Source organism: Vibrio frigidus, assembly GCF_042465995.1.
Classification (GTDB): Bacteria; Pseudomonadota; Gammaproteobacteria; order Enterobacterales; family Vibrionaceae; genus Vibrio.
Genome location: NZ_JBCDMC010000001.1, coordinates 23647 through 36696, shown reverse-complemented (window position 1 = coordinate 36696; position 13050 = coordinate 23647). Strand labels below are relative to the sequence as shown.

General features: G+C 42.8%; 11 protein-coding genes. 6 read left to right on the top strand and 5 right to left on the bottom strand.

Features of this window, described 5'->3' with window-relative positions:
- The first annotated feature begins 140 nt into the window (after positions 1–140).
- Entirely contained in the window at positions 141–884 is a 744-nt protein-coding gene (locus tag AACW90_RS00150; RefSeq protein ID WP_390229251.1) for a phosphatase, read from the top strand.
- Positions 885–1030: 146 nt separating this feature from the next.
- Here AACW90_RS00150 and AACW90_RS00145 read toward each other — a convergent pair whose 3' ends face one another.
- A complete protein-coding gene (locus tag AACW90_RS00145) occupies positions 1031–3292 on the bottom strand; it encodes an Ig-like domain-containing protein (protein WP_390229249.1) in 2262 nt (753 codons plus the stop codon).
- A 304-nt stretch (positions 3293–3596) separates the two neighbouring features.
- Complete coding sequence (locus AACW90_RS00140) at positions 3597–4967, bottom strand: MATE family efflux transporter (protein ID WP_390229247.1); 1371 nt, start codon at positions 4965–4967, stop codon at positions 3597–3599.
- A 100-nt stretch (positions 4968–5067) separates the two neighbouring features.
- Between AACW90_RS00140 and AACW90_RS00135 the strand changes: the two genes are divergently transcribed.
- Positions 5068–6015: a LysR family transcriptional regulator gene (locus tag AACW90_RS00135; protein ID WP_390229245.1), complete on the top strand. Its 948-nt coding sequence runs from the start codon at positions 5068–5070 to the stop codon at positions 6013–6015.
- 6 nt (positions 6016–6021) lie between these two features.
- Here AACW90_RS00135 and gloA2 read toward each other — a convergent pair whose 3' ends face one another.
- Together gloA2 and AACW90_RS00125 are read right to left on the bottom strand one after the other, a co-directional pair.
- The gene (gloA2, locus tag AACW90_RS00130) at positions 6022–6405 is read right to left on the bottom strand and encodes an SMU1112c/YaeR family gloxylase I-like metalloprotein (protein WP_390229243.1); all 384 of its coding nucleotides are present in this window, start codon (positions 6403–6405) and stop codon (positions 6022–6024) included.
- A 10-nt stretch (positions 6406–6415) separates the two neighbouring features.
- On the bottom strand, positions 6416–7333 hold the full coding sequence (locus tag AACW90_RS00125) for a LysR family transcriptional regulator (RefSeq protein ID WP_390229241.1): 918 nt from the start codon (positions 7331–7333) through the stop codon (positions 6416–6418).
- 119 nt (positions 7334–7452) lie between these two features.
- Here AACW90_RS00125 and AACW90_RS00120 point away from each other — a divergent pair, with 119 nt between their 5' ends.
- Together AACW90_RS00120 and tdh are read left to right on the top strand one after the other, a co-directional pair.
- Positions 7453–8646: a glycine C-acetyltransferase gene (locus tag AACW90_RS00120; RefSeq protein ID WP_390229239.1), complete on the top strand. Its 1194-nt coding sequence runs from the start codon at positions 7453–7455 to the stop codon at positions 8644–8646.
- A gap of 40 nt (positions 8647–8686) precedes the next feature.
- On the top strand, positions 8687–9718 hold the full coding sequence (tdh, locus tag AACW90_RS00115) for an L-threonine 3-dehydrogenase (RefSeq protein ID WP_390229237.1): 1032 nt from the start codon (positions 8687–8689) through the stop codon (positions 9716–9718).
- Positions 9719–9845: 127 nt separating this feature from the next.
- On the opposite strand, the gene AACW90_RS00110 is transcribed toward tdh, so the two are convergent.
- Positions 9846–10715, bottom strand: coding sequence for a LysR substrate-binding domain-containing protein (locus AACW90_RS00110; protein WP_390229235.1), 870 nt, complete (start codon positions 10713–10715; stop codon positions 9846–9848).
- 303 nt (positions 10716–11018) lie between these two features.
- Between AACW90_RS00110 and AACW90_RS00105 the strand changes: the two genes are divergently transcribed.
- Together AACW90_RS00105 and fghA are read left to right on the top strand one after the other, a co-directional pair.
- Positions 11019–12143, top strand: coding sequence for an S-(hydroxymethyl)glutathione dehydrogenase/class III alcohol dehydrogenase (locus AACW90_RS00105; protein WP_390229233.1), 1125 nt, complete (start codon positions 11019–11021; stop codon positions 12141–12143).
- A 33-nt stretch (positions 12144–12176) separates the two neighbouring features.
- Positions 12177–13016, top strand: a complete 840-nt coding sequence (gene fghA, locus AACW90_RS00100; RefSeq protein WP_390229231.1) for an S-formylglutathione hydrolase — start codon at positions 12177–12179, stop codon at positions 13014–13016.
- Positions 13017–13050 lie beyond the last annotated feature (34 nt).

Genomic DNA, 13050 nt, shown 5'->3' with positions numbered 1-13050 from the left:
CATTTTATAAGCTTTCGTCATAGGCTTTGTTTCCTGTCATTAATTTTTCATAATAGAAGATGAAGAAAGAGTGATCTATATCCACAATTGTTGTTACACTTGTTGGAAATAACCCGTATAAGACAAGCGAGTGAGGCGATATGAAGTTTGAAGTTGATACACATACTCATACCTATGCAAGTGGACATGCGTATAGCACCTTAATTGAGAACGCGAAGGTGGCAAATGAGAATGGATTAAAGATTTTTTGCACGACTGATCACGCAGAAACGATGCCCGGCGCACCTCACTATTGGTTCTTTGCTAATCAACGAATTCTACCTCGGTTCTTGTCTAACGTTGGTGTTGTTCGTGGAATTGAATCGAATATTCTGAACATGTCTGGTGAAGTAGATATAAATCCAACACTAGATGAAAAGCTGGATTGGGTTATCGCGAGCTTTCATGAGCCCGTATTTTCACCCCAAGATAAAGCCATACACACTGAGACGTTAATCAACGTGATAAAGAGTGGTCGGGTGGACGCATTGGGTCATTTAGGTAACCCAAACTTTGATTTCGATTTTCATAAAGTATTAACATGTGCCAAAGAACACCACGTGGCGATTGAAATTAATAACAGCTCACTTAGGGGTCATAGCCGAGTCGGCAGTGTCGATCGCTGTTACGAAATAGCGTTAGTTGCGAAGGAAGTAGGCACTTACATTACCACGGGGTCAGATGCACATTTTTGTGTGGATATTGGTATATTAGAAAAAGCCAGTGACCTGCTTGATAGAGCGGGTATCCCTGAAACTCAAGTTATTACTCATACTGCCCGTCAGTTTTTAGATTTCCTTGGGCTTAGAAATAGACAAACAATTGTCGAGTTTGAAGATCTATAGATCGTTATTGTCATCATAATTTTGAAGCGTTGCTCGAACTGTTAGTGTGTAAGGGTCGTTAGCGAACGAAAATAGCGAATTGAAACGAATTAACGGTCAACAAAAGCTGACCGTTAATGTATATGGCAAAAAAACCAACCCCTCCTCTATTTATATATAAACTGAATAGCAGAAACGTAGCTAGGTTGTTGGAGTGATCGTGTGTACACGATGATACCTAAAATAGAGTCCGGAATATAAGTCTCTATTGAATCGCCATTCTCAAGCTTCCCTACCTTTTTATATGTACCATCATCCCACTCTAGGATTTGTAGTATTGGCATGTTGCTTGCGGACCATTGTGTGCCAGAAATCCCTTTTATATAAGTGACATCTTTGATGACCATTTGATCGGAGTAATATACTTCTCGATCTGCTTCCTGTAACCCACCACCATATCCTCCGGCTAATAACTCTCCTGTTTCAGCATCATAAATACCATCGATAATAGAACCTCCTTGAAACCGGATTTCATTATGTAAGTCACTTGAAATCTCATTGGTATAAGCGGTTGGTTGACCAACGATAAGGCTTTTTTGGGCAGTAATCATAGTGACAGATACAGGCTCAGATTCGACTCCTAGATAGGAGGCTTTTACTTTGTCCGTTTTACCGTCTATAAAATTGGCGACTTGAATGTACCCCATCATTACCGATAAATCCGCGACTATTAGCCCTGACAATTCCGCGCTCTCAGATTGCCACTGACTATCGGTTGTTACATTATATGAAGTCCCATCCGAATACGTAGCGAATGCTTGTAGTTGAGTTCCGAAATACTCGGTAATAGTAATAGAGGATGCATTGATTTCGACCCTTTGTAATACAGGCTCTGTAATATCGATCTGTATTGTGTCACTGAAAGCCTGTCCATTAGCAATGCCAGACGCGGTGAGAGTGACGGTGCCAGAAGTTAGTCCTGTTACCATTCCCTTCTCTGTCTGGTTGTTGCTTACGCTTGCTACAGTCAAATCACTGCTACTCCAACTGAGCGCATCGTTTTGCGTCACATCCAATGTTTGTCCGTTAGAAAGTGCTGCTTCCGCAGTAAGAAACAAGTTGAGCCCTTTAGGTAATGATGAATTGGACGATGCTACTGTTAGTTGGGTAACAACCGCACTCGTTACTTCAACTTGTATTGAATCGCTGAACAATTGACCATTGGCGCGACCCGATGCAGTGATGGTTGCTAAGCCCGTTGAAAGCCCAACTATTTTTCCTTTATCTATCTCATTATTGCTCATCGTCGCTATTGAATTATCACTACTACTCCAACTAAGCACACTATTTTGCGTTACATCGAGTATCTGTCCGTCAGACATGGTGGCTTCTGCATAAAGGTTTTGTGTAATGCCTGCTGCAATTGATACGTTCTCTTGCGTAATACGTAACGTGCTTACTACGGCATCAGTCACCTCTATTTGAATACTGTCCGTGAATAATTGATTATTTGCTTCGCCAGACGCGGTAATGGTTACGGTGCCATTGGTGATACCAGTCACCATTCCTTTGTTTGGCTGACGGTTGTTTACTTTGGCAATGGAGGTATCACTGCTACTCCAGATAATGGCATCATTATTGGTTACATTGAGTATTTCGCCATCAGATAATAGAGCAATAGCACTCAAATTTTCTGCTAACCCAATGGGTAGCATTTCATCAACTGCCTCCACATTGAGTTGATTTACGATGGCGTTGGTTATTTCAATGTCGATGGTTTCACTGAATGATTGACCATTAGCAATGCCAGAAGCAGTTATTACGACTGTCCCTTCTCTAACACCTGTGACGTTTCCTTTATTGTTACCATCGTTACTGACAGTAGCAAGGGTTGTATCATCGCTATTCCAAGTTATGGCATCATTTTGGGTTACGTCAATCACTTGTCCATTGGACAATGTAACTTCAGCAACGAGCCTGCTTGTAAGGCCAATAGGGGTCGTGGCGTCATAGGGGGTTACTTGCAACTGCGTGACAATAAGATCAGTAATTTCGATTTGTGCAGTACCACTAATCAGTTGGCCATTATCAATACCAGACACGGTAATGGTTACAATTCCTTGTGAATGTCCGGTGATTTTACCTTTATTTTCGTTGTCATTACTAACCGTAGCAATGGACTCATCGTCGCTACTCCAATTGACATCAGGTACTTGAGTGACGTTGACTACGTTGCCGTCTAGCGTATGGATTTCCGCAGTAAGCTGTTGAGATAAGCCAATGGGTAACGACGTACTTGCCGGTGAAATAAGTACATGTGAGATATCGGTAAGTTGATCCGCTTGCTCTGGCATTCCGTTATCACCATCGTTGCAAGCCGTTAAAGAAACCAATATAAACAGCACACTCAATAATTTACTAAATATCAATTTGAATTCCTCTGACCTTATTTTTCGATGTTGTAAGATTGACTCATTGCCCACTCTCAGTTGGGTGCTAGCGCAAGACCTCCGCGACAAGTTGCGTCTAGCCGTCGTTCTGTGAGGTATTATGGATGTTGCTCTTTGATATTTATGTCGGAAAAATCCGAATTTAGAATGGTTTTAGGAGACTATCTATGTGGCGTTCTGAAAAGGATAAGGATAAGTAAAAGGTTGATGGACTAGATAGGAGACAACGACAATTTTTTGTTGAAATTCGGTGACTCAGGATCACCGAATTCAAGTGATATGACTAAACTGTTATTTCGGGCTTATCCTTAATGGCATGGTGTGGGGTCCGAGTATTCAGCACATGCAACAACTGAATCAGTAGTAATATTCCCGTTACGCCTAAACCTACTCCAATGCCGCCCCAAATCCCGACTAGTCCATATTTTGGCATTAACCACCATGCTGCAGGTAAGCCAAACGCCCAATAGCCTATTGCCGTCATGATCGTTGGAGAGAGAACGATTTTCATTCCTCTGAGTAAATTCAGAACCAATAACTGCCAAGCATCAACCACAAAACAGAGAGCAACCACCCAAATAGAGGAGGTAAGTAGGAGAGTTAACTCCCGATTGCTTGATGGGTTACCATCATCAAGTTGAAATAGCTGAGCAATTGACTCCGGCCATAACATAAATACAACAGCCAATATAATGCTTAGCCAGGTGACGAGTATAAAACTTTGGTAAGAAATGCGTCTAATACCAGCGTGATTCCCTGCGCCAAAGTCTTTGCCGACCAAAATAGCGGCCGCCTGGGAAAAACCGAAATTGATATTCCACGTAAAACTTAAACATTGTAATAATATCTGGTGCATAGCTAATGATGCGACACTGATCATACCTGCCATCAGTGTTCCACCGTAGATCAATCCATGCTCCAAAATACTCGCCAGTGCAATAGGTACTCCCATTGTCAATAAAGGCGTAATGAGTTTAATTGAGTACTCTTCAAGTCGTAACCAAGGGGCAAAGCGATAGTATTTGTCACGCCCAAAAACCCAGTAGCCATAACCGAGTAACGAGATAATGGCTGAAATAGAGGTTCCAGCACCGAGACCTGTTATCCCAAATCCTAATTGGAAACCGAGTAAATAGCTGATAGGCACATTGAGCATCACGGTTATTACTGACATCACCATAACAGAGCGAGCGTCGCCAAAGGTACTTGTTAAGCCTCGCAACACTAATAGCAAGAGGGTGGGTAACATCGCCCATTTTAAGGCGTTGAGGTACTCCATTCCAAGAAGAATGACGTCATCTGATTGGTTTGCACTACGCAGTAGTTCTGGTGCGAAAAGCAAGCTTGTCGTGAGTAGGAAAGTACATATTACGGCTAGCATCACCGCTCCTTTAATGGCATTACGTATTTGTTGTATACCAAACTCAGGACGTGACAAGCTTTGTCCATAAGCGATAGCGATTAAGTTCGCACTACAACCAACGGTGCTTGCTGCAATAAGAAACACAAAAGAATAGACGGACGCACCTAATCCACCAGCAGCAAGTGCTTGCACACTGATGCGTGACATCATCCAGATATCGGTTAATACCAGTGCCATAGAGATGAGTTGGGAGACAATGAGTGGAAGAGCGAGAGAAAATAATTTTTGCATAGTAGCCTCTGTGTTATGTAGCACAAAGTAACGCTTTCACGGCTAGCGTTCAATTGACATTTGTGTCATGCTGACATTACATGAACTCATGCGAAAGACTATGTCACCCTATCCCCAACTTCCCTATTCTCATAAAGGTTTACAGGTTTTTGAATCTGTAGCGAGGCTTATGAGCTTTACCTTAGCAGCAAAGGAGCTACACGTTACCCAAAGTGCTGTCAGTCGACAGGTCAAACAGCTTGAGGATGATCTTAATGAATCTCTAATCATTAGACGACATCGCTCAATTGAACTGACATTAAAAGGACAGGCGCTTTATTCCGTGCTGGAAAAAAATTATCTAGCTCTAGAAGCTCTAATGGCTTCTTGGAAACAAACTAATCAGAAAAAAATCGTTATAAAGGCCGCGCTGAGTTACGCCACGCGTTTGCTTATCCCTAAAGTTCAGCAGCTACACGAGAAATTTCCCGGCTACGAGATAGTTGTGATCCCTAGCATGGACGAAGATGAAAGTGTTAACGCGAGTGAGTACGATTTACTGATATTCAATACCCGTCGTGGCTCACTTTATACCGATAACCTCGATGTACTGTACTTGCGAGAAGAGTTTATGGCTCCAGTTTGCGCACAACAATTGGTGCCGGACCAAGCCGACATAGAGACGATTATTCAGATGCCTAGGCTTCATCCAACCATGGATCACTATGACTGGATCACATGGTTAAGAAATACCCACTATGTTCACTCCTCAAAAACACGAGATACCACATTCTTAACCTTGGATATGGCGCTTAGTGCCTGCTTATCTGGTCAGGGTGTTACAGTGACCGATCTTTTGTTGGTTCTACCTGAATTGGAGTACGGGTACTTAATATGTCCAGAAGGTGCCCCTGTTCAATACAGTCCTTGGCAATATTTTTGTCACTATCGTACTAAATCACCCATCGTTGAAGAACTGATTGAATGGCTAAAGATTGAAACAGAAAAAGAGGTGCAGACCCTTAGTCGATTGGCGACTCAATACCATTGGAAAGGAGTGGTAGAGTAATCTTTACTAGGCTTGATATAGCTCTAATGGTAACCCGTCCGGATCTTTGAAAAAGGTAAATGCTTTGCCGGTATACTCGTCAATACGAATCGATTCGACTTCGATACCTTTTGCCTCTAGTTCGTATTTTGTTTTTTCTACGGAATCGACCACAAACGCTAGGTGCCTTAATCCCTGAGCCTCTGGTGTATTGGGGCGTTTAGGGGCATTAGGAAACGAGAATAGTTCAATCTGTCCGCCATCTGGTAGTGCAAGGTCCAACTTGTAGGAATCCCGGTGAGCACGGTAGTTTTCTGCGATCACTTCTAGACCCAGAATATGAGTATAAAACTGTTTTGAAACCTTATAATCTGAACAGATAATAGCAGTGTGATGGATTCGTTTAAGCACAGGTGGTCTCCTAGTTGGCGATGAGAAAATGTTCCATCGCATAATCGATGAATACACGAAATCGAGCGGGCATATATTTGGTTTGAGCGAACTGAAGAGCAATCATGCCATGATAATTGCCTTTTATCGTCCAGTCACTGAGTACTTCCTCTACCTCTCCAGACCGTATTGCTTCTTGGATAACGAAATCATGGAATATGCCAATACCTAAACTATTCTTAACGCCATTAAGTCGCATCTGTGAATGGTTTACAGCGTAACGACCTGAAACAGGAATTCGGTGTAACTCATCGTCCTTAACAAAACTCCAGACATGGTCGTTGTCAGTCTCGCCGAGATAAAGGCAATCATGTTCAATCAGTTGATTGGGATGGGTCGGATACCCTTTTTTGGTCAGATAGTCACGGCTGGCACACAAGACCAGATTCGTTTTACCCATCTCTTTTAGTACTAAATTTTCGTCGGGTTTATCCGTGAGTCGAAAAACAATATCTATACCATTTTTAAAGATATCAATGTTGCCATCTGCAGCGCGAAGTTTTAATTGTATATCAGGGTATTTTTTTAAAAAAGGAATGACAAAAGGCTGCAAAACAGAATTGAGAAATGCCTCAGGTGCAGCGACGGTAATGGGTCCACTAGGGTGATCATGGTCTTCAGTCGATAATTCAATCGCTTGTTGTGCGGAGTTCACCATAGTGATGCACTCTTCATAGATCTTTTTGCCAGCCTCGGTGATGAGCAGTTTACGTGTGGTTCTTTCAAACAGTTTTACCGATAGCGCTTTTTCTAAGCGGGTTATCGTTTTGCTCAGCGCAGAAGGCGTTACGTTGAGTTTCTTTGCTGCAGCAGTAAAACTTTTCTCCTGCTCGACTAGAATAAAAACAGCAAGATCGGGAAGAAGTGTGATCAACTTATTAGAAATCATCGTTATTTGTGCCTGCGATTCATTAATGTTTTTCCATGTGGAGGGATAATAGTCTTTATCGCGATCAGTTAGAATAGTTTTACACTATAAATACATCATTTTCAGCAAGGAATACAAACATGTCTTCAGCATTTTATGATCAGATAAATCAACAGATTGAAGAAGTAAAAGAAGAAGGGCTATATAAGTCTGAACGTATCATTACTTCTGCTCAAAAGGCCGCTGTTTCTATCTCTACTGGAGAAGAAGTATTGAACTTTTGTGCGAACAATTATCTTGGACTGGCGAATCACCCCGATCTTATACAAGCGGCAAAAGATGGCATGGATGAACATGGTTTCGGTATGGCATCTGTTCGTTTTATCTGTGGTACTCAAGACTCACATAAAGTACTGGAACAGAAATTGTCGGAATTCTTAGGTAAGGAAGATACGATCCTATATACCTCATGTTTTGATGCGAACACGGGTCTTTTTGAAACCATTTTGGGTAAAGAAGACGCGATAATCTCCGACGCATTAAACCATGCTTCTATCATCGATGGTGTTCGCCTATGTAAAGCGATGCGTTTTCGTTATGCCAACAACAATATGCAAGAACTAGAGCAACAACTCATCGATGCCGATAAGGCGGGTGCTCGTCATAAGATGATCGTAACCGACGGCGTATTCTCTATGGATGGTGTTGTCGCTAATCTTCCCGCAATTTGTGACCTAGCGGATAAATACAATGCCCTTGTTATGGTTGATGATTCGCACGCGGTTGGTTTTATGGGCGCAAACGGTCGTGGAACCCATGAACATCATGATGTGATTGACCGAATTGACATAATTACTGGCACATTAGGTAAAGCCATGGGTGGTGCTTCTGGCGGTTATACTTCTGGTAAAAAAGAAGTGGTGGATTGGCTGCGCCAACGTTCACGTCCATACCTGTTTTCTAATTCCGTTGCACCAGCAATCGTTTCGGCATCTATTCGTGTGCTGACTCTTTTAGCAGAAAGCGGAGAGTTACGTGACAATTTATGGGAAAACGCGGCCCATTTTCGTACTCGTATGGAAGGGGCGGGTTTCACTATGGGAGGCGCTGACCACGCGATTATTCCAATTATGTTGGGTGATGCGAAGATCGCAGCGGAGTTTGCTGAGCGATCCCTTGCAAAAGGCATTTATGTGGTTGGTTTCTCATTCCCTGTCGTACCAAAAGGGCAGGCACGTATCCGTACTCAGATGTCAGCAGCACATAATCGTGAAGAATTAGATAAAGCGATTGATGCATTCATTTTGGTAGGTAAAGAAATGGCGATTATCTAAGTCGGTGGCAATAACCCAACGTATCTTGAGAGATTTGAGTATGAAAATTAAAGCACTGGCAAAACTAAAACCTGAAGAAGGTATTTGGCTTACTGAAGTAGATAAGCCAGAAATGGGTCACAATGACCTGTTGATACGAATTAAGAAAACGGCAATATGTGGAACGGATGTACACATCTACAACTGGGATGATTGGTCGCAAAATACGATCCCTGTACCTATGGTTGTTGGACATGAGTACGTCGGTGAAGTGGTTGGTGTTGGTCAAGAGGTACGTGGCTTTTCACTCGGTGACCGTGTTTCTGGTGAAGGGCATATTACCTGCGGGCATTGTCGAAACTGTCGTGGTGGACGAACTCATTTATGCAGAAATACGGTGGGTGTGGGTGTAAACCGTACGGGTGCATTCTCTGAATTTCTCGTGATACCCGCGTTCAACGCATTTAAAATCCCGGATAGCATTTCGGATGATTTGGCATCGATATTTGACCCATTTGGTAACGCTATTCATACGGCTTTATCGTTTGATCTTGTCGGAGAAGATGTTCTTATCACGGGGGCTGGGCCGATTGGTATTATGGCTGCTGCCGTAGCCAAACATGTTGGGGCTCGTCATGTTGTTATTACTGATGTCAATGAATATCGCTTGGAACTGGCGCAGAAGATGGGTGTAACTCGAGCCGTCAATGTTGCCAATCAAAACCTTGAAGAGGTGATGACTGAGTTAGGAATGACGGAAGGATTTGATGTTGGCTTAGAGATGTCGGGTAACCCTTCTGCATTCAATAGCATGTTGCATGCAATGAACCACGGTGGCCGAATCGCACTACTTGGAATTCCACCGAAGGATATGGGAATAGATTGGAATCAGGTTATTTTTAAAGGGATGGTTATAAAAGGAATCTATGGTCGTGAGATGTTTGAAACTTGGTACAAAATGGCCAGTTTGATACAGTCCGGTTTAGATCTCACCCCAATCATCACTCATCACTACAAGATAGAAGACTTCCAAAAAGGCTTCGATACCATGCGTAGTGGGCAGTCCGGAAAGGTTATTCTGGATTGGGAGTAGCATAAACTCAGTAAATTACTAAGGGACCTTTTTGGTCCCTTTTTGGTCCCTTTTTTGTTTTAGTGCGTCGAAGATGCTGCATTGCAAAAAACGTCGTCAGTTTTTATCGAACAATTTCCGTATCGTTCTAATCTAACGCTTTCTCCAAGTAATCTAACAACACCCTTACCTTTGGGGATAGATGTCGATTATTAGGATAAAGAGCTGAAATCGCTTCATCAGGGGAGCGGTTTTGTTCTAATATCTGTGTCAGCCTTCCCTCTTTTATATGAGGTAAAACATAGTAATCGGGCAGTTGGATGATGCCTAACCCTTTGATGGCAGCATCAACGAGCGCGTGACCGCTATTACAAACTAAGTTCCCTTTAATTTTGATATTTTTGGGTTTTCCAGCGTCTTGAAATCGCCAGTAATCCAATGTCCCTACCAAGCAATTATGCTGATCCAATTCTGATAAAGAATGGGGAATACCAAAGGTAGAGAGGTAACTTGTGGACGCGCATACATACTGGGTTCGTGCTCCGAGCCTTTTAGCCATCATGCTTGAATCTTCTAGTGGCCCCAATCGAATCGCCAGATCATACCCCTCATCGACTAAATCAAGTTTCTGATTAGTCAGGTTTATATTTACCTTTAGTTCGGGATATTTGCTCATGAAATCATTAATCAAAGGCGCGATTGTTTTTTCACCGTAGGTGATAGGTGCGGTAATTTTTAACAAACCTCTGGGCGCGCTCTGCAAATGGGTGATGGCGCGCTCAGCGTCTTCCAACCCGTCAAGCACCTGCCGGCAGTGTTGATAATAGATTAATCCAACTTCGGTTACCGACACTTTACGCGTTGTACGGTGGAAGAGTTTGGTTGCCAATCTAGTTTCTAGTGCACTGACTTGTCTGCTAACTTGGGCCGTTGATATGCCAAGGCGTTTTGCTGCTTTGGTGAAGCTTTCCGCCTCTGTTACAGCGACAAATTCGCTAACCCCTTCCCAGTTAAACATTGTTACCCCTCAGTAATTATTTTGGCAAACACTAGCGACTATGATCGAGCTTATCATAACTGTAATCAAAAAGGGATGTAGTAATAATAGGTAAAATATAGTAATCAACTGATAAATAACGATTTTATAATTATGAGTAATTTAGAGATTCGATGTTTACTACGCTTATTATTACCATACAGTAAAAGTAATTTTCATAGCAATGGGATTATCACTCTAAAAAATGAAGACTATAATGTGTCTATACTTTTAGAGAACACAACAATACCAGACGCTTTCAGCGATCAAATTAAGGACATCAATATGACAGCACAAACAATAAAATCCAAAGCCGCCGTTGCATGGGCTGTGGGTGAACCTCTATCGATGGAAATAGTCGATGTTATGCCACCTCAAAAAGGTGAAGTTCGAATTAAGATGATAGCGACTGGCGTATGTCATACCGATGCTTTTACCCTTTCAGGTGAAGATCCAGAGGGTATTTTCCCGTGTATTTTAGGCCATGAAGGCGGCGGTATCGTTGAATCAATTGGCGAAGGCGTTACTAGCGTTCAAATTGGTGACCACGTTATTCCGCTTTACACACCAGAATGTGGCGAATGCAAATTCTGTAAATCTGGTAAGACTAATCTTTGTCAAAAAATCCGTGAAACTCAGGGTAAGGGTCTTATGCCGGATGGTACAACACGTTTTTCAAAAGACGGGGTTAAGATATTCCACTATATGGGAACCTCGACGTTCTCTGAATATACTGTATTACCTGAGATTTCTCTTGCAAAAGTAAATCCTGAAGCCCCCCTTGAAGAGGTTTGTTTACTTGGTTGTGGTGTAACAACTGGGATGGGCGCAGTAATGAATACGGCGAAAGTTGAAGAGGGTGCAACCGTCGCTATTTTTGGGATGGGTGGTATTGGATTGTCAGCAGTAATCGGTGCAACGATGGCTAAAGCGTCACGAATCATTGTTATCGATATTAACGAAAGTAAGTTTGAACTTGCTCGGAAATTAGGTGCGACTGATTGCATCAACCCAAAAGACTATGATCAACCCATTCAGGATGTCATCGTGGAGTTAACCGACGGCGGTGTCGACTACTCGTTTGAATGTATTGGTAACGTCAACGTAATGCGCTCTGCGCTCGAGTGTTGCCATAAAGGATGGGGAGAATCTATCGTGATTGGTGTTGCAGGGGCAGGACAAGAGATCTCTACTCGTCCATTCCAACTCGTAACAGGTCGTGTATGGAGAGGGTCCGCTTTTGGTGGTGTAAAAGGTCGCACGGAACTACCCGATTATGTAGAACGCTATATGGCAGGTGAGTTTAAGCTCAATGACTTTATTACTCATACGATGAGCCTAGATAAGGTGAATGAAGCGTTTGACCTCATGCACGAAGGCAAGAGCATACGTACTGTTATTCACTTTTAGTCTTTAATCAAAGCGAGCTCAGGAGTTAGAAGCGTGACGATTGAAAATATCAGCGTGAACAAGAGTTTTGGTGGCTGGCATAAACGCTATAGCCACCATTCCAAAGTACTAAATTGTCAGATGCAATTTGCCATCTATTTGCCGCCACAGGCGTCAAATGGTGAAAAAGTTCCGGTCCTGTATTGGCTGTCGGGACTGACCTGTACCGATGAAAATTTTATGCAGAAATCGGGAGTACAATCTCTAGCGTCTGAGCTTGGGATCGCGATTGTTGCGCCAGATACGAGCCCGCGTGGTGAAGATGTGGCAGATGCAGATAGTTACGATCTTGGTAAAGGTGCTGGCTTCTATCTTAATGCTACCCAAGAACCGTGGAGTAGGCATTATCATATGTATGATTATGTGCTTGAAGAGCTGCCACAATTGATCGAATCGACGTTTCCAGTGACAAATAAGCGTTCGATCGCAGGGCACTCTATGGGCGGTCACGGTGCACTTGTTATCGCACTGCGGAACTCGGGTACCTACCAATCCGTATCGGCTTTTAGTCCGATCTGTCATCCGTCTATAGTACCTTGGGGCAAAAAGGCTTTTTCTGCCTACCTTGGCCGCGATACAGAGCAATGGAGAGAGTATGATGCCAGTATTTTGCTTAGTGAGGTGACTGATTTTGTTCCTGCTTTGGTTGATCAAGGCGTAGCGGATGAGTTCCTAAATGAACAGCTAAAAACGGAATACTTAGAATCTGTTGCTACGGAAAAAGGGTACCCGTTAAAAGTTAATTACCGTGATGGCTATGATCACAGCTACTATTTTATCGCGAGCTTTATTGAAAACCATCTGCGTTTTCACGCGGAATATCTTAATAAGTAGCGGCTAATTGACCGAAAAAAGCCTCAGCAAGATT

Coding starts and splice junctions, on each gene's coding strand:
- AACW90_RS00150 (WP_390229251.1), top strand. CDS start 141: ATGAAGTTTGAAGTTGATACACATACTCATACCTATGCAAGTGGACAT.
- AACW90_RS00140 (WP_390229247.1), bottom strand. CDS start 4,967: ATGCAAAAATTATTTTCTCTCGCTCTTCCACTCATTGTCTCCCAACTC.
- AACW90_RS00135 (WP_390229245.1), top strand. CDS start 5,068: ATGTCACCCTATCCCCAACTTCCCTATTCTCATAAAGGTTTACAGGTT.
- AACW90_RS00125 (WP_390229241.1), bottom strand. CDS start 7,333: ATGATTTCTAATAAGTTGATCACACTTCTTCCCGATCTTGCTGTTTTT.
- AACW90_RS00120 (WP_390229239.1), top strand. CDS start 7,453: ATGTCTTCAGCATTTTATGATCAGATAAATCAACAGATTGAAGAAGTA.
- tdh (WP_390229237.1), top strand. CDS start 8,687: ATGAAAATTAAAGCACTGGCAAAACTAAAACCTGAAGAAGGTATTTGG.
- AACW90_RS00110 (WP_390229235.1), bottom strand. CDS start 10,715: ATGTTTAACTGGGAAGGGGTTAGCGAATTTGTCGCTGTAACAGAGGCG.
- AACW90_RS00105 (WP_390229233.1), top strand. CDS start 11,019: ATGACAGCACAAACAATAAAATCCAAAGCCGCCGTTGCATGGGCTGTG.